Origin of the sequence: Lactobacillus sp. A27, assembly GCF_016742815.1 — a bacterium.
In the GTDB taxonomy this organism is placed as follows: domain Bacteria; phylum Bacillota; class Bacilli; order Lactobacillales; family Lactobacillaceae; genus Lactobacillus; species Lactobacillus gallinarum.
Genome location: NZ_JAEHNT010000048.1, coordinates 1 through 21,508, shown reverse-complemented (window position 1 = coordinate 21,508; position 21,508 = coordinate 1). Strand labels below are relative to the sequence as shown.

At 37.3% G+C, this 21,508-nt stretch carries 18 protein-coding genes and 1 tRNA gene; 4 read left to right on the top strand and 15 right to left on the bottom strand.

The window, feature by feature from the left end; translation table 11 throughout:
• Positions 1 to 92: 92 nt before the first annotated feature.
• From JEM49_RS06865 to JEM49_RS06810, 12 genes are all read right to left on the bottom strand, one after another.
• On the bottom strand, positions 93 to 746 hold the full coding sequence (locus JEM49_RS06865; RefSeq protein WP_087176745.1) for an HD domain-containing protein: 654 nt from the start codon (positions 744 to 746) through the stop codon (positions 93 to 95).
• On the bottom strand, positions 746 to 2,059 hold the full coding sequence (locus tag JEM49_RS06860) for a C1 family peptidase (protein WP_025005706.1): 1,314 nt from the start codon (positions 2,057 to 2,059) through the stop codon (positions 746 to 748). The genes JEM49_RS06865 and JEM49_RS06860 overlap by 1 nt, the downstream gene beginning before the upstream one ends.
• A gap of 69 nt (positions 2,060 to 2,128) precedes the next feature.
• Positions 2,129 to 2,201, bottom strand: a tRNA-Thr gene (locus JEM49_RS06855).
• Positions 2,202 to 2,325: 124 nt separating this feature from the next.
• Positions 2,326 to 2,682 (bottom strand): hypothetical protein, encoded by a 357-nt coding sequence (locus JEM49_RS06850; protein ID WP_087235720.1) that lies wholly within the window; start codon positions 2,680 to 2,682, stop codon positions 2,326 to 2,328.
• A gap of 421 nt (positions 2,683 to 3,103) precedes the next feature.
• A complete protein-coding gene (gene tyrS / locus JEM49_RS06845) occupies positions 3,104 to 4,366 on the bottom strand; it encodes a tyrosine--tRNA ligase (RefSeq protein ID WP_201874339.1) in 1,263 nt (420 codons plus the stop codon).
• A 252-nt stretch (positions 4,367 to 4,618) separates the two neighbouring features.
• Positions 4,619 to 6,013 (bottom strand): fibronectin type III domain-containing protein, encoded by a 1,395-nt coding sequence (locus tag JEM49_RS06840; protein ID WP_201874337.1) that lies wholly within the window; start codon positions 6,011 to 6,013, stop codon positions 4,619 to 4,621.
• An 85-nt stretch (positions 6,014 to 6,098) separates the two neighbouring features.
• The gene (locus JEM49_RS06835) at positions 6,099 to 9,089 is read right to left on the bottom strand and encodes an LTA synthase family protein (protein WP_201874335.1); all 2,991 of its coding nucleotides are present in this window, start codon (positions 9,087 to 9,089) and stop codon (positions 6,099 to 6,101) included.
• Between the two features lie 36 nt (positions 9,090 to 9,125).
• Positions 9,126 to 9,743 (bottom strand): glycerol-3-phosphate acyltransferase, encoded by a 618-nt coding sequence (locus JEM49_RS06830; RefSeq protein WP_025005701.1) that lies wholly within the window; start codon positions 9,741 to 9,743, stop codon positions 9,126 to 9,128.
• Complete coding sequence (locus JEM49_RS06825) at positions 9,743 to 10,849, bottom strand: LCP family glycopolymer transferase (RefSeq protein WP_201874333.1); 1,107 nt, start codon at positions 10,847 to 10,849, stop codon at positions 9,743 to 9,745. The genes JEM49_RS06830 and JEM49_RS06825 overlap by 1 nt, the downstream gene beginning before the upstream one ends.
• Before the next feature lie 101 nt (positions 10,850 to 10,950).
• Positions 10,951 to 11,511 carry an aldose epimerase family protein gene (locus tag JEM49_RS06820; protein WP_087176742.1) on the bottom strand — a complete coding sequence of 187 codons (561 nt, stop codon included), beginning with the start codon at positions 11,509 to 11,511 and terminating at the stop codon, positions 10,951 to 10,953.
• A 63-nt stretch (positions 11,512 to 11,574) separates the two neighbouring features.
• Entirely contained in the window at positions 11,575 to 12,177 is a 603-nt protein-coding gene (gene pcp, locus JEM49_RS06815; RefSeq protein WP_201874331.1) for a pyroglutamyl-peptidase I, read from the bottom strand.
• A gap of 221 nt (positions 12,178 to 12,398) precedes the next feature.
• A complete protein-coding gene (locus tag JEM49_RS06810; protein ID WP_003630668.1) occupies positions 12,399 to 13,091 on the bottom strand; it encodes a 2,3-diphosphoglycerate-dependent phosphoglycerate mutase in 693 nt (230 codons plus the stop codon).
• Between the two features lie 163 nt (positions 13,092 to 13,254).
• Here JEM49_RS06810 and JEM49_RS06805 point away from each other — a divergent pair, with 163 nt between their 5' ends.
• The 3 genes from JEM49_RS06805 to JEM49_RS06795 all read left to right on the top strand — a co-directional run bounded on the left by JEM49_RS06805 (position 13,255) and on the right by JEM49_RS06795 (position 15,868).
• A complete protein-coding gene (locus JEM49_RS06805; RefSeq protein ID WP_201874329.1) occupies positions 13,255 to 14,010 on the top strand; it encodes a DUF6612 family protein in 756 nt (251 codons plus the stop codon).
• A gap of 82 nt (positions 14,011 to 14,092) precedes the next feature.
• Positions 14,093 to 14,893: a hypothetical protein gene (locus JEM49_RS06800; protein WP_201874327.1), complete on the top strand. Its 801-nt coding sequence runs from the start codon at positions 14,093 to 14,095 to the stop codon at positions 14,891 to 14,893.
• Positions 14,894 to 14,902: 9 nt separating this feature from the next.
• Positions 14,903 to 15,868 carry a Gfo/Idh/MocA family protein gene (locus JEM49_RS06795; protein WP_201874325.1) on the top strand — a complete coding sequence of 322 codons (966 nt, stop codon included), beginning with the start codon at positions 14,903 to 14,905 and terminating at the stop codon, positions 15,866 to 15,868.
• A 297-nt stretch (positions 15,869 to 16,165) separates the two neighbouring features.
• On the opposite strand, the gene JEM49_RS06790 is transcribed toward JEM49_RS06795, so the two are convergent.
• From JEM49_RS06790 to JEM49_RS06780, 3 genes are all read right to left on the bottom strand, one after another.
• A complete protein-coding gene (locus JEM49_RS06790) occupies positions 16,166 to 18,001 on the bottom strand; it encodes a monovalent cation:proton antiporter family protein (protein ID WP_201874318.1) in 1,836 nt (611 codons plus the stop codon).
• Between the two features lie 103 nt (positions 18,002 to 18,104).
• Positions 18,105 to 19,196 (bottom strand): SLAP domain-containing protein, encoded by a 1,092-nt coding sequence (locus tag JEM49_RS06785; protein ID WP_025005694.1) that lies wholly within the window; start codon positions 19,194 to 19,196, stop codon positions 18,105 to 18,107.
• A gap of 18 nt (positions 19,197 to 19,214) precedes the next feature.
• Positions 19,215 to 20,441, bottom strand: a complete 1,227-nt coding sequence (locus tag JEM49_RS06780) for an SLAP domain-containing protein (protein WP_201874316.1) — start codon at positions 20,439 to 20,441, stop codon at positions 19,215 to 19,217.
• A 233-nt stretch (positions 20,442 to 20,674) separates the two neighbouring features.
• On the opposite strand from JEM49_RS06780, the gene JEM49_RS06775 reads away from it, so the two are divergent.
• Positions 20,675 to 21,187, top strand: coding sequence for a Panacea domain-containing protein (locus tag JEM49_RS06775; RefSeq protein ID WP_025005692.1), 513 nt, complete (start codon positions 20,675 to 20,677; stop codon positions 21,185 to 21,187).
• The last annotated feature ends 321 nt before the right edge of the window (positions 21,188 to 21,508 follow it).

Here is a 21,508-nt window from a genome sequence, read left to right as displayed (position 1 = left end):
TGTTTTTATTGAAATGCAATATTATTTTTTAATTTTATTTTTATACAGCACACAAAAAGGTTACTAGATATAGTTCTAGTAACCTTTTTAACTTATATATTCCACTCTTGCATGAACTCACGCACAAAATTGCGCATGTAAGCTGTACGTCGTTCAGCCTCTTTTTTAGCTGCCGGTGTATTCATCAAATCAGCTAACGAAAATAATTTTTCATAAAAATGATTGATCGTTGTTTCCTCATGATTGCGATATTGATCATGACTCACTAACTTCTCTGGTTTAATTTTAGGATCATAAATCTTGTTGCCGTGCTTGCCACCATATGTAAAGGCACGTGCAATTCCAATTGCGCCCAAACTTTCTAATCGATCTGCATCTTGAACATATTGGCCAGAAAGCGGCAAATGATAATGATGCTCAATATTGGCGGAGAAAGACATGTGCTGAATAGTGTAAAGAATGTCCCAAGCTTCTAGATCATTAAAACCTAATTGAGGCAATAATTCTTCGATCTCTTTAACCACCTTTGCGGGATCAGCACAAATCTTTTCATCAATCGTATCATGAAGATAACCTGCAGATTTAATAATTGCTACTTCGCGGCTATCCCTATGCGCATGTTCATGATCAGCAAGGTACATCTTGCTAGCTAATTTAGCCACACGCTCACCATGATAAAAATCATGTCCTGTCTTTTCGCCCTCTAAATGCTTTTTAGTAAAATCAATTACTGCATCAATATTCATTATGCCATTGAATCCCATGCTTCTACTGGAGTTGCTTCGCCTTCCCAGATCTTAACTAATTTTTCTGGGACGTATTGCTTCTTTACGACTACCTTAAATAAGTATTCGTTGAACCAATCATCATCCATGACAAAGTAGCCTTTTTCACCGACTTTTGTGCCCCAAGAATTTTCAATCTTCCATTGACGTGGCTTACCATCAACCACATCAACACCCACTAAAGTCATGGCATGAGTTGAACCGGAAGCACCAGTTTGCAAGCGTTCCTTCTTAGATAATTTAGTTTCAATATTAAAAATAGTATCGGTTTGGTAAAGGCCCTTAGATAAGATACCTTTTTGACGATCACTATCTTTACCGACATCACAGCCAAACCAGATAGTTTCACCAGCTTTAAGTTGCTTAATAGCAGCTTCTTTTAAGTTGTTAATTTCAGTATTTAAAAATTGAACTGGCGTACCACCTTCAACATTGTCTTCAAATGGTAATGCATAAAGTTTATCAAATTCATGATCTGGAGCATTGAACAAAACAATGTAATCATCAAGATCATCAGTAAAGTAATTATGGAAGAAATCGAGTGGAGTTAAATCACCATCAAAATGGTACTTGCCATCGTCATCTTTGAATTCAAGATCAAAGTGTTGGACAGGTTCACCAAATGCAATGACAGCCATACGGTAAACTTCACTTAAGAATTCTTGACGCTTTGCTTCGATTTCATCGGTCTTGTTTTCCTTAGCTAATTTACGCAAAACTAGACCATCTTCGCGCAGCTTCATATTCAATGCACGGTTAAAAGCGGCGGTATTGTTTGCAGTAAAGCTCTCTTCTTGAGCATAAGTTGGCACCAAACCATACTTGCGAATCAATGATACAGCCATAGCCCATTGACCACCATCGGTATCAGGACCTTGCATATAAGTGTGAACAGTTCGATCATCAAGTGGTCTATCAGCTGTATTTAAAATATTGTCAAAAAAGATATTGGCTCTTTCTACTCTATCCCAGAAGAAGAGATAATTTTGAGAAAAAGTAAAATTCTTGGCATTGTATTTTTTAGCAAAACCATGACGCAAAGTATTTAATGCCGCAAATAACCAGCAACGTCCAGATTGCTTTTGATCAGTTACATTATCAGTAGGAATTTCAATTGAAAAATTACGGTTAAGCTTTCTAATTCCTTCGGTATTGAAACTTGCCTTTTGGACACCATTATTTACGACTGCTAGTTCTGCTACTCGGTTTTGTGGTTCTTTTTTATATTCTTTTTGAAACTTGGCAATTTCTGCCATTGTAAGTTCGTGTTTCATATAACTTTCCTTTCTCATTAGAAATCATTTAGTTGTCATCATTTTAGCATTATTTTGCCTACTAAAAAAAGCCGCTTCCCAGGTTTGAACTGGGGACCTCCTCCTTACCACGGCGGTGCTCTACCTATTGAGCTAAAGCGGCGTTTCTATTGTATCAAAAAAGGCGAAGATATTCATTCTGAATATCTTTGCCCTTTAAAAATTCCTAATCCAAGAGTAGAAAAAGCCCACAAATATATATGAGGTTATTAAACTTTAATCAATGACTAGTTCTTAACAACATCCTTGCTGTTCAGCCATTGCTTCTTGTTAATTCTAACAATCTTCTTGTGGTTAACCTTCTTAACAGCCTTTGCTGTGAAAGTTGAACCCATTTTAACTGTCTTCTTGGTCTTCTTAGCATTCTTAGTGTAAACAGCAACCCTTTGGTTCTTGGTGTCTTTAACAATGACGAAGATCTTGTCACCCTTCTTAATTGATGGGTTAGTTGGTACGTCTTCAGCAACACCTAACTTTGGAGCAGTAAATGAAGTAGCTTGAGCGGCATTACTACCGATACCGACAAGACTTAAGCCGATTACTAAACTTGAAACAACTTTTAAAACTTTTCTTGATTCTAACATTTTAATAACCTCTTTCTATTTACTTGCTTTCTCTTTACGCTTTTACTATAACACTATTTAGTCAAAAGTAAACAAAATAGTTAAATATTTCACAATAAATATTCAAAAGACTATATTTTACAGTTGCGCTTTGTGTCAGCATTCTTAAATTGTATATAGGTATAGTTATATGCATATATTATTGCAGTATTTTAAATCGTATAGTCATCATGTGAATTTGTAAAATAACTTATATTGATTATTTTGCTTTTTGTGGCAAAAATAAAATAACAGTTTATCTAGTAAAATATTATTTTATTTAATTCACGCTTTTTCAGTATTCAAAACTGCATAAAATCAGTTACTATATTAGTTAAATTTCATATAGTATTTCTGAAAACAAAAAAATGAGATGAATTATCATCCCATTTTCTCTGATTAATTACTTAATTGTAACCAAAGTGTACTTTCTCTTACCTTTACGGATAATTACATACTTACCATCGAAGGCGCTTGATGGATCAACTTCAAAGTCAACGCTTTGTTCACGATCACCATTAACATAAATCGCACCATTCTTAATGTCTTCACGTGCTTGACGCTTTGAAGGTTCAATCTTGGTATCAACTAAAAAGTCAACCAAGTTCTTCTTTTCGCTGCCTGCTTTTGCACTTGGAGCGTTCTTCAAACCTTGTTCAATTTGAGTTACTGATAAGTTCTTAATATCACCTGAGAACAATGCATCAGTAATCATTTGAGCTTCTTTAAGACCGGCTTCACCATGAACGAACTTAGTTACTTCTTCAGCTAAACGCTTTTGAGCAGCTCTCTTCCAAGGTTCCTTTTCAGTCTTTTCAGCCAAGTCTTCGATTTCTTCACGGCTAAGGAAAGTAAAGTACTTAAGGTACTTAACAACGTCACGGTCATCTTGGTTAATCCAGAATTGGTAAAATTCATAAGGACTAGTCTTTTCAGGATCAAGCCACACAGCACCACCAGCTGACTTACCAAACTTAGTACCATCAGCCTTAAGCATCAATGGAATAGTCAAACCAAATGCAGGACGATCTGCACCTTCAAGCTTGTGAATAAGGTCGATACCTGCAGTGATGTTACCCCATTGATCACTACCACCGATTTGAAGTTGAACACCATCATCTTTGTTCAAGTGGTAGAAGTCGATGGCTTGCAAAATTTGGTAAGTAAATTCAGTGAATGAAATACCGTTTTCAAGACGACTAGCAACAACGTCCTTGTTAATCATGTTGTTAACTTGGAAGAACTTACCGTAATCACGCAAGAAATCGATTAAGTTAAGCTTGCCAAGCCATTCAGCATTGTTTCTAATTTCAAAGTTTTCAGTACCAAACAACTTCTTCATTTGGTTAGTCAAGCATTCTTCATTGTGCTTAACTTGGTCGGCAGTTTGCAAAGTACGTTCAGTCTTACGGCCTGATGGGTCACCGATTGCACCAGTACCACCACCGATTAAAATTACTGGGTGGTAACCCGCCATTTGGAATCTCTTCAAGATCATGAATGGAATTAAGTGACCGATGTGAAGTGAGTCACCAGTTGGGTCAGTACCACAGTAAAGAGCAAGATCATCATGTTCTGCTAAGTACTTACGTAAACCTTCTTCATCAGTTTCTTGATTAATGGCTCCACGCCACTTCAAGTCTTCTAAGATATCAAACTTTGCCATAATTTTCCTCCAATAAAAAACGTCCCCTGATCTTCCGATCAAGGGACGACTAAATTACATTATTAGCCGTGGTACCACCCACGTTTGCGCTACTGCGCCTTATTAAAGCCGGTAAAGGAGCAACCCTATTAAGTACTTCGCTAAAATCGGCCTGTCTAGCTCACACCAACCGCTAGTTCTCTGAACGCTGAGCCGACTCGCTACTCATTCGTTAGTTATGATATTAACGAGAAAAATAGTTTTAGTCAACCGCTATTTTAAGAAAACCGTTTTAATTGCGGACCATGGACCTTCTTCTCTGCCATTTAAAGCTTGTAATTTCACTTCATAACTTCTATTTCTGGTAATACCTGTAATAGCGTTAGAAGCTTGATCGGTTACTTCGTAATACCACTTGCTTGTACCTTTTTGGCGGTAAGCAATGCGGTAACTTTGTGCACTATCAATTTTTTTCCAAGCTACATGAATGTTGTGGTAAGTATTGTCAGCTTTAGCAATGGTTAAATCGACAGCTCCTGGTGTGGCATCTGAAGGAGCATAGTAGGTATGCTCAACAACTTTACTCCAAGCACCAAAATAATTATCAGTTTCTGGATTACCGTAACGAATGTAGTCAGGGTTGCTTACTCCGCGAGCTACAAAATCATAAGTTTGACCATTAACTAACTTTTTACCAATTTGAACTGGAATTTTATGACCGTTTCTTTCTAGATAGCGCGTAGCTGGAGCAGTACTTACTTCTACAGTGTTGCTACTAGAAGTAAATGAGGCAGCCTTTGAGCCCTTCTCACGCCATGCAAGTTCGTAAGTCTTAGCATGAAGTGCATCCCTCAATGTAGCAACCACACCATCCTTAGTATCCTTCAAAGATTCAATTTCAGTATCTGTTGGCACCATGCGTGTATCAGGAACGGCTGTTAATTGGAAATCATAAAGCCCGCGAGTATTTACACTAAACACATAGGTTCCTTTAGCCAAGTACCAACTTTGGCTGGCAGTCTTATTGCCATTAACTTTGAAATCCTCTGGGTAAAGCATAGTACCACCGCCAACAGAATTATCTTTATCAAACATGATTACGTTCATCTTGCTGAAGATGTTGCCTTTTCCAAGTTGATAAATTGGATTATTAGTCATCTTCATCGTAACCATTTGAGGTGAATCAATAGTAAAGCTGTAGTAGTCGATACTATCATAATTGTACATTTCACCCATTGCTTTGATTTTTTGACCAATTTTAATCTTTCTTGCCTTAAGGCTGCTGTTATCATTATCCTTCTTAGTTTCAACGTAAGTTTCTAAATTCTTACGAATCTTGGTCAAACGAGTATATGCAGTCTTTATGTTGGCATTCTTTGAACTGGTTAAATAGTATGTACCCTTACGCAAATAATATGTATTCTTCTTTTTGCCATAAGGAATACATGTCCATTCCATGCTATTTTTCAAGGTAACATTACTATTTGTAACTAATCTACCAGCTGCAGGTAAATGTAATTTGTAAATTTTGCCTTTAGTTACATGGTTACGTTTATTAATATTAAAACTAGTAGTATTCTTTGGATTATATGTACCAGCTTGAACAGTTGTAGCAGAAAGTCCAAGAAGTGCAGCACTTGTTAGTGCCATTGTCATTATCTTTTTCATTTTAATCACCTTTAACACGTTTTTTCTTAGCTACTATTTTACCATTAGACACAAAAAAGACCGAACTTCGTGTTCGGTCTTTTGTTTAGTTATCTAACTTGTAGAACCCCTTAGCCTTCAAGCCATAAGCTTGACCAGCAGTCATATCGTATTGAACCATTTCGTAGTCATTCAAAATTGCTTGTTGTTCTGAAGTCAATTTCTTAGGATCAACGAAGTGTCCCTTTTGATCAACTAATTGGAAGCCTTTATCACCGTTAAAGTTAATGGTGATTGCGGGAAGCTTCTTGTGAACTTCAGTAAGTAATGCTTGGTAAGGAGTTACCTTAGAATTAGTTTGTTCAAGCATCATTGCAGTGAAGTCGCTAGTGTTGACGTAATTAGTGTTGTGAGTCAACTTCTCCTTAGCACCATGTTCTCTAGCGTACTTGTTAGAGTAAATGAAGTAACGAGTTGAGTGCATTTGAACTGGGTATCTGCCAGTGTAGTTTTGTGACAAGATACTTGGGTAGTGGTCACCGTAGAAGACAATGGTAATTGGCTTCTTGATCTTATCAATTTGACCAATAAACTTCTTAACTGCCTTGTCGGTGTATTGCGTACCCTTGATGTAAGTTGCCATTTGTTCACGAACGGCAGCAGTGTTGAAGAGTTCACCAGATACTTTACCCATGTATTCGTTGTTTGGATACCAGTTGTTGTAAGGCATGTGGTTTTGAATTGAGATCAAGTTAATAAATTGACCACCCTTCATGCTGTTGATTTGTCTCAAACCGTTAGCATAAGTAGTGAAGTCAGAGTTGTAAGTACTCTTACCAAGTTTCTTTTGATCAATGATCTTGTATTTAGAACCAAGGTAAACGAACTTGTTAAACTTAAATCTCTTGTAGTCTTCTACTCTTGAGTAGTAAGTACCAATGAATGGGTGAACAGCTGACTTGTAGTTGAAGTCCATACCAATGGTTGGGTAGAAGTCGTAGTTTGGTACGATTTGTACATATGGAGTCAAGGTTGACTTGAACATACCCATGTTAAATCCTGTCAAAGTTTCCCATTCCATGTTGGCAGTACCACCACCATAACCTGCACTAAGCATGCTACCGTAAGTAGATCTGTCCTTCATTGATTGAATAAACTTAACTGGATTTGGAACCTTAGGATCAATCTTAATTGTTGGGAAAGTATATGGATCAACAAAACTTTCACTCAAGTTGTAGACAATAGTTTGATCCTTTAAAGTATTCTTTCTAGTCTTGTTAATTTCATCAGCAATCTTGCCATACTTTTCATTCAAGTGATTAATCGTAGCCTTGGAGTAATTAGATGGCTTATTCATAATCTGTAAATCGAAGTAGTTCAAGAAGTTCAATAATGGACCGTTAATTTGAATATCACGTTCAGGGTTTCTGAATGATTGCTTGTTATCAAAACCACGGTTGATGTGATAAATGATTCCGCCATCGTGGTTGAAGCGAGCTGGTGTCATAAACAAAAGCAAGCTGAGCAATGCCCAGATACCACGGCGCTTCCATGAACCCTTTTTCTTAATTGGAAACTTGATTTCAAGGAAAACAGTCAAAGCAATTACAATCACTAAAGCAACGGCAATCATAATTACCTTTTGTTGACCAACCATTGGAAGCAAGGTCTTCCAGTTAACAATTTCATCAAGTTCAGTTGGATAAATAGGTTCACCACGAAGATTAAGCTTGATCTTGTTGGCAATAGCCCAACCAATTGTGATTACGCTGACCAAAACAGTTGAGGTCCAGTAACGCGTAGTAATGAAGTAGAAGATCGCAAACATTGCATCGAGGAAGATAGCCGTCAAAATGATGGCGAAGAATCTAGTCCCGAGCAAGAAAATTACGGCATTGATATCTGTAGCTGTTGTAATTTGAATTCTTAAGTTATCTGATTCAATTAAGAATGAAACAAAACTCAAGATATAGAACCAGCCCCAAGTAAGAAGTCTTACTCGGTTTTCAACTACCCATGCTGTGAAGTTCTTCCAACCATATTCCACAACTTCAGCTAAATTATCATGACTATTGAAGAACTCAACTGTCTTCTTAATTGGCTTTATTCTAAATAAAAAGCGGTTATACAAATAGTTCAGCGCAAGAGCTGCGATCATCATAATGACGATCATCAAGAACTTGTTAAAACCAGCACTATTAGTAAAGCGGAATGATCTTACAAACCCACCAATAATTGGTGCGTCCATAAAAATAATTATTGGAATAAAGAAACGCATATCCTTAGCGCTATAGCTAACGATTACTTTTCTAAAGATTAAGAATACTGCCAAGACCATTAAAAATAGAAATGGCGAGGTAGGATTACTTAAAAACTTAGGAGTCCAAGAATAAACTCCACTACGTCCGGATAAACGCTGATACCAGTAGACACCGTTAAATCCCGGAACCCCAATAAACATTACAAAGAATGAAAATACTCCTGCAGCAATTGACCAGCCAAAGACTTTCTTAGGGATCTTAACATTGGCCAAGAACATCCCCCAAGCAAAGTATAAGACGAGGTAAACACCGTAAATGGAGTAGTTAAAGTACATTGTACCTGCACTAGTAGCAAAGCCTACTAATGTCAATGCACTAAGCAGCAACACATTTTGCTTAGTTGTAATTCGGCGTTGCAACTCATACAGATATGGTTGAGCCAAAATACTGAAAATCAATCCAGCCAGTAAAACTGAAGTACTTGTCAAAACTGGGAAGAACACACCCCACAGCTTCCACATGACAAAACTACCTGGTCGCTTAATGAAGTTAGCCAAATACAGAAGTATCAGCGTTACAACTGCAATAATCCAGAATCTGAATGCTTCAGTTGGACGGATTTTCTTTTTGCTGTATACAGCACCAAAAGCCATCGGTACAAGCACTAATGTTGCACTACCTAGCATTCCTGGAATAAATCTCATTAAGGTACTCAATGGCAATCTACCAAAGGTCTTCCCCCATGAAAACATCTGCACTAGCATTAAAAATGCAGCCAAGATTATACAAACAATTTGACCAACATTCAGTGATTTCTTTTTATTAATCTCACTCATTTTCCTAGTCTATGTCCTTACTAAAATTTTCTGTTATTACTTACTCTTAATTCCCAACTTCTTTTTAATTGAATATAAAATATCAACTTTTTTACCATGACCGGTAAAGAAATCAATAATATCATGCCAGAACTTGAAAATCATAATTAAAGTAATCACCAAAAAGACAATTCCTGCTTCTTGATTGTGCCAAAATTCATAAACACTGAATAAAAGCATAAACACAATTGGTGGAATCGTCAAATTTTGCATAATTGCAGTTAATACCAGAGCAATTAGCAAAGTTGCAAATCCTGCCTTCCAATCATAAAAGACCGCTACCTGAGCGGCAACTGCAACACCTTTACCGCCTTTAAAATGATCCCAAATTGGAAAACAGTGTCCTAAAATCAATCCCAGACCAGTATATGCAATATTGATATGTGCTGGGAAAACAAAATACACAATAAACAGAGCAATCAAACTTTTTAGCAAATCGCCCAAACAAGTTAAAATACCCCATTTTTTACCAAAAACAGCCCCCATGTTAGCTGTTCCTGGATTATGTGAACCATATTCTGTAGGGTTTATTTTCAAAAAGATTTTACCAACAACCATCGCTGTCAGAAAATTACCAAAAATATAGCCAATCAGCGTGGCCCAAACTCGCTCCATTAATTATCCCCTTCTCCGGTGTAATCATAGATATGATAATGCTGAATCTTGCCACTCTTAAAACTAAAGCCATTAGCTTTATTTTGTTCATTCTGGAAGGTCTCGTTATTCTGAACAACTTCCTTTTCTAATTCCAACTCTGTGCGCACTAAATCAGAAATTCGTTGCAATTCACTAGTTGGTTGAATTTGATATGCGGCATCCTCAACCTCAGCATTATAGCCATGAAGATAATCACTTGATGAGTTTTTAGCACAATCACGATAATTCATTGCAATTTGTTGTAAAGCACTAAATGGCAAGTTGGTTCGTACATTGTTTGAAACAGAGGTTAGAATTGAATCTAAATTTGATAGTGAACTAATCGAAACAGCCTTTCTAATTAATGTCGTGATGACTTGTCGCTGTCTCTCCTGCCTACCATAATCTCCTCTAGGATCATCGTAACGCATTCTCGAGTAAGCAAGTGCTCCGGCACCACCCATATGGGTTAATTTGCCTTTCTTAAAGACATAACCGCCATATTCAAAGCTAAGCGTTGGTCGAATATTAATGCCGCCAACATAACGAATCATTTTCATGATCCCACCCATATTAACTACAGCATAATATTTAACAGGCACATTAATTAATTCAGAGACAGTGTCCATTGCCATTCTTGCTCCGCCTATCTCATAGGCAGCATTAATTTTTTCTACCCCAAACTTATCTGTACCAACCATTTGCGCCATCGTATCACGTGGAATAGAAACCAACGTATAGTGCTTCTTAGCAGGGTTAACTACAGCTAAAATCATGGTATCAGTTCGTCCACGCTTTTCTGTTCTATGAAGAGCACCAGTATCGGTTCCCATCAATAAAACAGCAAAACGTTTTTTCCCATTAAATTCACCTGTAGTTTTCACTGCAGTTTGCGGATCATAGGTTTTATCAACAGCGTTCTTTGTTCGGAAATATACAGAAGCAAAATAAGCCGCGGTCGCAACTACTGCTACTAAGACTATTATCCCCGTGACCCACGCCCAAACATGGCGCTTTTTATATTTATGATTTTGCACTCGAGTCTCTGTCGGGTGATTTCTATACTCTTTTCTACTTTTCTTCATAAATCATACCTATATGTAAATTCACATTGAGTGTATTATAACAAAAAAAGCAAATCATCGCTGACTTGCTTCCTACATCTTATTAAAATCGTTACTTATTTTTACTTTAGTGTCAATGTAATCTCAAAATTGCGGCTACTTTCAGCCTCTAATTCAATTTTATCAGTAAAAGCAGTAACTTTACCATCTTCTGCGGCTAACTTAAAATCAGTTGAAGCAATATCTATTCCATGTTCTTCATTAATTAAACTAATTTTGTTAACGCTGCTCTGACTTTGCCAAGTACTTGGCAATACAAAACCTAATGAAAATGGTAATTCCTTATGTGATGAATTCTTTAGATAAAATGATATCTTTAATTGATTGCCCTCCAAAGCATATGTTATCATCACTTCAAAATGATATGGAAAACTTTTATAGCTTTCCGGTGTATCAATTAAAGTCAAACTGACTCGAGTATCACCTTTATCTACGACAGTCCAGGGCAGTTTGCTAGCCCAGTTATTGCCTTGATCAAGCACTGGAAAAGCAATTGCCATACCCTCTTCAGTCCCATTTTCGCCGAGATAATCATAATTATCATTAATAGATACAAGATGGACCATTTTGGCCCCATTCTCATCGACAGAGACTTGTAAGAGAGAATTATCAATTGTTTGCATATTTTTCTCCCCACTTTAATTCCATTGACAAAAATAGCACTTAAAAGGGGTAACTGTCAATTTTTAACACATTGCAGCCGCTTTTATGGCCGCTGTCAGCCCGACTACCATATTCTCTAAACTCATTGAAGGATAACGTCCATTCTTAGTCTGACTTGGCAAATATGGAATATGAATAAAGCCGCCCTTTAAATCAGGATAATCGTGATGAATTAAATATTGAATTTCATAAAAAAGATGATTGCAGACATATGTCCCCGCAGAATTTGAAATTTGTGCAGGGATTCCGGCATGACGAATAGCAGTTACCATCTTTTTAATTGGCAATTGGGTAAAATAGCCATCTAATCCGTCTGCTTGAATTTTACCTTCTTTAGGACCTTTACCAAAATTGTCAGGAGTTGAACCCGATTGAAAATTAATTGCTATTCTTTCGGGCGTAATAGCACCGCGACCACCTGCCTGTCCTACATTAATCACCATCTCAGGATTTTCTTTTTCAATCGCTTTCTTTACGACATCAGCACTTTGATAAAAAATAGTAGGAACTTCTAACTTAATTATTTTGTTACCAGCTATTTCATTAGGTAATCTTTTTACAGCTTCAATTGCAGGATTAATTTTCTCTCCGCCAAAAGGATCAAAACCGGTTACTAATATTTTCATATCGTTCCTCTTTCCTTAGAAAAAAATGGTAAATTTTCTTTATTTATAATATAATATACTTGTTCCAAAAAATTATGAAACTAAATGTTTAAAAAATAGTTTTTGGGGCAAGTTGATAAAATAGAGCATCCCTTTTGGGGTGCTTTTTTTTCCTAAAAAATACAAAATAAAAAGGAGCTTCTTGCAAAGTTCCTTTTTTGTGTGAATAACTATTAATTAAATTAGTCGTCCAACTTTTCCTTGTTAACAACATCCAAGTTTTCGTCGAATGTGTAAACAACTGGTTCACCAGTCTTCATTTCAAGGTTCATGATGTCGTCATCAGAAATGTTTTCGATGTACTTAGTTAAAGCACGAAGTGAGTTACCGTGAGCTGCGATAATTACGTTCTTGCCGTCAAGTAAGTCTGGAGCAATGTGATCTTCCCAGAATGGCATTACACGGTCAAGACATACGTGTAAGTTTTCTGCCTTAGGAACGATGTGTGGGTCCAAGTTTGCGTAACGACGGTCATGTGCTTGACTGAATTCATTGTCATCATCAATAGCTGGTGGCAAAACATCGTATGAACGACGCCAAATGTGAACTTGTTCATCGCCGTACTTTTCAGCAGTCTTCTTCTTGTTCAAACCTTGAAGAGCACCGTAGTGACGTTCGTTAAGTCTCCAAGTCTTCATTTCTGGAATCCAGAGTTGGCCACTTTCTTCCAATGCGAAGTGCAAAGTCTTGATGGCACGAGTTAATAATGAAGTGTAAGCTTGATCAAATTCAAGACCGTGTTCCTTGATTAAACGACCAGCCTTCTTAGCTTCTTCAACACCTTTTTCTGAAAGGTTAACATCAACCCAACCAGTAAATTGGTTTGAAAGGTTCCATTCACTTTGTCCGTGACGGATTAAAACTAATTTTGACATGAAATATCTCCTTTTAAAATTCAATGTTTCATCCATATTTTACACATTTCACAGTTTTTTTCATAGAGAAATGAGTAAAAAACATCTTTTTTTGATGTTCACTTTCTATTATCTTCTTTTTTGTGTTACTTTTAAGTAAAATATTCAAAAAGAAGTGTAAAAAATGAAATTTATGAATAAAAAACTAATTTTAGGCTTAGTTGCCTTATTAGCATTATGTTTATCCGCTTGCTCGCAAAAAAGCGCTAAATCTGGCGACAACTTGCCGAGCGCCAAAACTATTTTAACTAAAGCACAAAAAGCAAATTATAATTCGATGCATGCCACTTGGGACGAAAAAAGCAATGGCAAAACTTTACAAAAGGCTGCGGTTGAATATACAACTAAACCTACGATCATTTATGCCAATGTTTCCGCAACTTCTAATTACTATAAAATGTGGGTTGAAGGGAAAAATAGCTACATTCAAATGAAAGGCACCAACAGCAGTCACTGGTTTAAGACCACTACTAAGGCTGGCACCTATTCATCATTCATCCAAAGCTTAAATGGCAACTTGTTAACTCCATTTATTCCTTTGCACAAACAATTTAAAGTCAAAAAGAATGACAACAATTATGCCCTTATTTATAAAGGAAACAACAAAAGAGTTTGGAATGCGATCGTCTCTGATGCGGCAGTTACAACTTTAATCGGAATTGATATTGATGATGTAAAGCCAATCAATACTGAAATTCAGGTCGACGTTGATAAAAATTACAATGTCAATGATGTAAAAATTGTTTCTAGCTACAAAGATGATGGGCAAAAGAAGACCTTGACTATGAATGTAGATCAAATTGATCAAATTAAGAAATTGTCCGTTCCTAGTGCAGTTAAAAAGAATTCCGTAGATTTAGGAAAATTAGATAAAAAATAATTAATATAAAAAAGCTCTAATCTAAGCATAGATTTGGGCTTTTTCGTTATAATAGAAATAGTTATTTAGGAGATTTTTTATTATGAAATTAAAAAAAGCAATTATCGGTATATCATTAGCCGCCGTCTTTTTACTCAGTGGCTGTAGCCCCAAAGAAAAGAAAGCTGATCCTGTTTTAAACAAAAGTCAGGTAGTTCAAAAAATGAAAAAGGGCTTCAAGAGTGGTCAAGTTATTCAATCAGTTATTCTTGGCACTGACACTTCTAACCAAGCAGCTATTGCCAACACCACATTTGGCGGTGACTCAACGGTTTACCATATAACCAATCAAACTTATAGCAAGGGCAAGACCCGCTCTAGCGAAGAATGGGTTAACATGAACAACATTTATATCAATGGTCGTGACACTTGGTATAAAGCTGATCTAGAGAAATTAACCGGACACTCATACGCCGATTTAACTGATGCAATTATGAATAATCACTTGATCACTAATCCTAGTGCTGAGTTGATTAAAGCTTACAAGTTAAAGCGCAATAAAAACACCTACACTTTAACTGCTAAAACAAGTGATAAAGCTTTGATGAAAAAAGCAGCTACTCCTATCTTTGATACTACTCCACAAAGCACAGGTCAAGCTAAAGTGTTTAAGCAAATTCAAAAATTAGGCAAATACAAATCAATGACGGTTAAGGCGGTAGTGAAAAACAATAAATTAGCTACCTTTAACGTCTTCGTTAACATGAAGCTTGGCAAAATGATGACAGTCAAGGTCGGTCAAAGCTATGGCAACTTTGGTAGTCACGACTTCTTAAAGGTTCCAACTAACGCTACGAACGCTAAGAATTTGCCAACTACTGACAATAATAAGAAAAAGAAATAGGTATTCACGATGAAATTAGGAATTATCGGCAGCGGCATGATTGTTCAAGACTTTTTAACTACTGCTGATCAAATTGATAACTTAGAATTAACCGCAATTTCTTCAACCAAGCGTAGCGCAGGCATCGCGCAAGAATTAGCACAAAAATACAATATTTCTCAAACCTATACTGACAATGAAAAATTAACGTCAGACAGCAACGTTGATACGGTCTATATCGGCGTGCCTAATTTCTTGCACTACTCGCTAGCTAAGCTTGCACTTGAACATGGCAAAAATGTCATCTGCGAAAAGCCATTTGTATTAAGTACAGCTGAAGCCGAAGAATTAAAGCGATTGGCCGATGAAAAAGATTTAATTATCGTTGAAGCTATCACTAATATCTACTTAGAAAACTACAAAAAGATCAAAAAAGAATTAGATAATATTGCTCCAATTCATATCGTTTCTTTAAATTATACGCAATACTCTAGCCGTTATGACGCCTTCCTTGAAGGTAAGATTGCTCCCGTTTTTGATCCGAAAAAAGATGGCGGCGCCTTGATGGACTTGAATATTTACAATATCCACCTTGCCGCTGGACTGCTCGGGTTGCCTGATAAGGTAAAATACTACGCCAACATGCAAAAAGGCATTGATACATCGGGTATCCTGCATCTTTCTTATCCTGATAAACAAGTAACTTTGATCGGTTCAAAGGACAGTTATGTAACGCCACGTTCGTTCATTGAAGGCGAAAAAGGCAGCATTTATTTTGACGGTTCAACCGGTACACTTGATAATTTCACTGTTGAAATGCGCGGGCAAAAGCCGAAGCGTTACAACTTTAATAAATATCCACATCGCATGGCAAGTGAGTTCACTGCATTTGCCGAGATGATCGATCAACATGATGTTCGAAGAGCTGATGAAGCGTTTGTCAATACTTTGGAAACAATGAAGATTTTAACTGCAGCTAAAAATTCAGTTGAATAATGTGAAAGCCACCTTTAAACAAGGTGGTTTCTTTATGTCTTATTTTATAAACCATCGACTATACAACTGCCAATGACTCCGATCGCGTCTACTAATGTTGCCTACTTATCAAGCAGATTATTTAGCTCGCGAAGAACTAAATGAAGTTCATGTAGCAGGTTGATTAGGCCAGCCCCTAGAATGTGCATGAATGACATGCATTTTTACTTTAACATGTTCTTATGTATATAAGAAGATTATCGCGTCCAATGATTACTAAAAAAGTGTCCGAGATTTTTCTCAGACACTTCTTTTCTACTATTCCTTACTCAACAAATCACGGACACGATCTGCCACCTTAAATTCACCAGAGAAGACCAAAATATCTCCCGGCTCAATCACAGTCGCACCACGTGGAATTAACCATTCATCCCCACGCTTAATTCTACTTACCGTAATCTGATCAATAAACTCCAAATCCATCAGTTGACGACCCGTATAATGCGTATTCTTCACTTTGACAGAATACAAAATGTTCTTCGTGTCAGTCATAATTCTGTAAACAGTTGGTGACTCGATCATTGCCCTCATCAATGCAGCATGCACATTGGTAGAGTTAAAGACTTCGATTCCCTTCTCATTAAACTCGGTCAAAGTCTTGCTATCAACTTCGCTAAGTCGGGCAATCACACGATTTATGCCCTTCTCTTTTGCCATCCGGGCAATCTTAATATTATCTTCGTCCGCGCGATTAGCCGCTACCACGATATCACCATCAAATACGCCATCTTTTTCAAGCGTTTCTTCGTCTAGATTTGGCAAAAAGGTTAAATTCTCTACTCGACTATCGTAAGTTTTATATTGATTCTTTTTGTCAGTGAACATCTTGACTGAATACCAATTAGCATGCAAATCATGAGCAACAGGCACAGTAACGGCATTCGCGCCAACAATTGCCACCTTTTCCTTAATCTTGTCTTCTGGTAACAAAACAAAGTTAGAGTTAAAGACAATTGGACTCAAAATGCAGACAATTACCGCAGCCAAAATGAAGGCATCAGACTGCGTTGATGTGATTGCGTGCAATTTCCGTGCAACTTGTAAAGTTGGCAAAACAATCGTAATAGTTGTTGCCGTCAAGAACCCACCAGCAAAAGCATTTTTCTTCTGAAAATAGCGCACATAAGTTAAAAGAACTGGTACTTTTGCAATAAATAAGAAAATAACTAACACTGGCAATAACATCAATGAAGACGGATGTGCAAAAAGTGAACGCAAGTTAAGTACCACACCAGTCATAATGAAGAAAATTGGGATAAAGAAGCCATAACCAATTGAAGTCAACTTATCTTTAGTAGCTTCACTTGGCTCAAGCAACTTCATTACCATTCCGGCTAAAAAGGCACCTAAAATGTTTTCAGCACCAACTCTTTCTGCCACAGTTACTAATGCAAAAATCAGGAAAAATGCTAGTCGGATATCTAGCTGAGTTGTTGACTTAGTAATCTTAGCAAACCACAAATATGGCTGCTTAAATCGACGCAACAAGAAAATTGCAGCAACAAATAATAAGATAATCAACCACAATTGTTCCGCATTACCACCATTGATAGATGCATAAATTGTTAACAAAAGCAGTGGAATAACTTCGCCGAGTACGGCTGTTAACAAAATCGTCTGTCCGATTGGTCGACCTAAAATATCCTTTTCCTTCAAAGTAGCGATAACCACGCCAAGGGCCACAGTCATCAAGATAATTGCGGCCAACATGACTTCACTGAATAATCCGGTAAGTCGTAAGACATAGGCTAAAACAAAGGCCATGATCACGATCCCAATAAAGGCAGTAATCGCCGTCTTCAGCGGATCGACCGTCTTCCCTGCTTGCGACTTCCCTTTAGGATTATTTTTTCTTTGCAATAAATCAAAATCAATTTCCATCCCTGATAAAAACATCAACAAGATCACACCTAGATTAGATAACAAGGTTAGATCATGCGTGGATGTAATCAAGTTAAAACCGCTGGATCCCATGATAATGCCGACGATAATCTCGGCAACCGCGGTTGGTACGTTACTAATCTGAAAGCGTGCCATAAATATTGGAATGACTAGCGCTAACAAAACTACTAAAAATAGTGATAGTTGTGCCATAAACTCCCTCTCTTTCAACACGAGTTAATTATTTCATTTTCAAAATTAAAACGCTAGATGATATTCTAACAAATAATCATCTAGCGTTAAATCAACTACACTTCTATTCAATATCTTTAGCTAAGATATATTGTGTAGCGTTAAGTGCATAATACTTTTGACCTTTAATTGTGATCTTGCTGCCGTAAGTTAATACGCGGCTGCCTTCCTTGACTTTGTTCTGCTTTTCAACGCGACCACTTCTAGTGTGCAAGTAGGTCTCGTTCTTTACTGTGCGGACAGTGGCATCAATGTTAGAAGCAACAACATATTGATCCTCGCCAATCTTGTAGTACTTCTTATTATTGATCATCTTGTAACCCATCACAACGACAGGACTGCCAGTCTTCTTCAAGATCTTGGTTCTCTTGCCCTTTTCGGTGTAAACATAAGCATCGTGACCAAGAGTTACCGCACCTTGAACTGCAGGTACTTCTTCCTTCGTCTTGTTTGGATCCTTAGTATGGGTATTTTCATTCTTCTTTTGCAAGTTGTAGTAATACTTGATTAAAGAATAGAACTGATCCATGTCGTAGCCCCACTTAGCAAAGTAGCCATCTGGGTCAACGTGATCGGTACCACCTAAGAATGTGCTGACAGCATGGTGAGACCAGATCGTCCCTTCACCATCATCACAGGCATTGTCTGGCTTAAGATCATAACGGTGAAGCAGTTTTGCGATATAAATAGCATCATTATTCACTGACTTAGCAAATGCATCCCTAGTATTTTCTTCACAAAGCTCAATCTGGATAAAACGGTTGTTAGCCTTAGGACCTGCACCCCAGGTACCCATATCTGGTGATCTCATCTGAATAACTTGCTTGCTATCAACAAAAGCATGAACGTAAGCATTAATATTCATCCACTCACGGTTAAAGTAAATTGCTTCATCGTGGGCAGTCGCGCCAGGATCGTCAGTTTCGTGAACTACGATTCCTTCTGGCTTGCCATTTTCATATTCGACACCAGGGAACTTATTATACTTAATACCTTCGAGCTTCAGCATCTTGTATAAATAAGTCACACCGCTATATTTATATTTTTTGGCGAGCGAGTTGATTGATTCAGCATGAACTGTTTGACTTTGAATATTAATCGCCGTAATCAGCCCCAATACCGCAATTAAAGTTGCTAAAACTTTCTTTAATTTCAAATCAGGCCCCCGTTCTTATTACATGAAGTTTGATTTCTTAATGTATTGACGGATACCGATTCTGTAATACTTTTTGCCATTGATCTTAACAGCACTTCCGTATGTAGCAACTTGTTCATTCTTCTTACGCTTTAAAGTGTTGTCGCGGTTGCCATATTGGTTATAAACATAGGCATTATGCTTCAAGAATCTAAGAGTACCATCAATGTTACCGGCTGCAATGTATTCATTTTCGCCTACACGGTAGTAAGTCTTCTTCTTAATAGTCTTAGTACCGTAAGTAGCGATTAACTTGGTGCCTTCTTCATCGTTGACCTTGTACATCTTGCCCTTGATCTTCTTGCCTTTGGCATCGTAGACATAGGCATTGTGCATCAAGTTCTTTTCAACCTTGGTTGCACCCTTTGGAGCCTGAGTACTTGGTTCGCTAGTAGTTGTCTTACCCTTGGTTAAAGAAGTACCGTTGATCCAGCCTTTACCTTCAATGTACATTCTAGTTGAACCATCATTGTAGGTAATGGTCTTAGTTACAGTAACCTTTTCGCCGCTCTTAACAGAACCAACAGCCTTAGCTACTGAATGGTTAGTTGGCCAGTTATAAACTGAACCTGACTTATCAACAGTGTAGTGCTTGGTAGCCTTAGAAATCACTGGGTCATATTGGTTCAAATTATGACTAGTGATTCTAGAATTAAGTGCAATATCATACTTGCTGTCGGTAGCATAAGTACCAGTTAAAGCCTTGGTTGCTTCGGCATAAGTGTTAGCATTCTCAAGCCAAGCGCCCTTGTAGCGAAGTGGTTGCCAAGTAACACCATTACGCAACTTGCTACCATTATCTTCAAATGATTCTTCAAAAGAATTATATTTTCTAAACTTGGCATTAATGTAGTAGCTCTTACCATTCTTGCCCTCTTCACGAGTCTTGGCAGAATAAGTAGCGCCACCCCAACTATCGTCAGCCTTCATACCAAAAAGATTGTTGGCATTAACTGCAAGACCTGATTGTCCCCAACCAGATTCTACGATAGCTTGTGCAATCATTACTGATGGATAAGTACCATATTTCTTAGCAGCTTTGACAGCTTGCTTAGCGGCCTTATTTAAAAATGCTGTTTGCGCATCAGTAGCAGCAGAAACCTTTTGGCTACGAAAATCATTAATTGCAGAAATATTAGATGCTGGGGCAATTGTGGAAGTCAACACAACTGCGGCAGCTATGCTGGTCAAAAGTCTCTTCTTCATGAAATTTCCTCCTTGTATAACACCCTTCATTGTATCTAGCAAATAAGCAAGAAACAAGCCATTCATACCATTTGTACGGAAAAAGTAATATTTCTATTACACTGTTTTTATTGTGTTTGGTGGGAGCTGTACAATCTTAAGAAAGTGTATGGTGATATTTAATTCATTAGGTACTTTTAACAGATTTCATTATAATATTTGTAGGTACGAGATTTAATATGAAGGAGACTATTATGAGTAGAGATGCATACTTTTTTGATAAAGTCGAAGACTTGGTATCATATCTTGAAGCAAAACTTACTAACCCTACTCCATTGAAAATTCAAAAATCATTGTATTTCTTATGGGCCTTCTATGCTGCAACATACGGAAGCATTGATTATTCTAATGAAAATAGTGAATTTTCAGAAACTATCAAATACCCAAAAAGATTATTTAAGGCGAACTTTGAAGCTTGGCAATACGGCCCCGTCCTAAACAAAGTTTATGGAGAAGATAAAAATAACTCAATCACGCCAAGTTTAGAGAAAAAGCGTTACTCTAATTCGATGGAAAAAGATGTTTGGTCATTTATTGATGATATGATTGCACAAATTGATCCTATTAATGATTTTGGATTAGTAGCTAGATCACACCAAGATAGTGCTTGGAAAAAGGCTTATAAGGCCGGTCAATCACATTGTCCCATGAATGAAGAAGAGATTATTGAAGATTACAAGGAATATGCCGCAACCACAAATGCCTAAATTTCGTCCCAAATTAGTAACCAACCATAATAACCCCAGCCTAACGACTGGAGTTAAATTATTTAATCAGCATACTGCTGGTCAGCTGAATGCTCAATGCTGATGTAAAAATTCTATTTTTTGACCAATTTTTAAATTCATTTAAAGACGAAAAGAATGAATTCTCCAACTTTGTTGACCGTCTAGGGAGTCAACTACCCTAGACTGAAGTCTAGGGCTTAGTGGCTCGTTAGCTTGCGCTAACCAGAACACCAACTTGCTTAGATACGGACTTGACTTACCAGCAGTAATCTTTTGACTATTGCCGATAGAGGTCGTCTA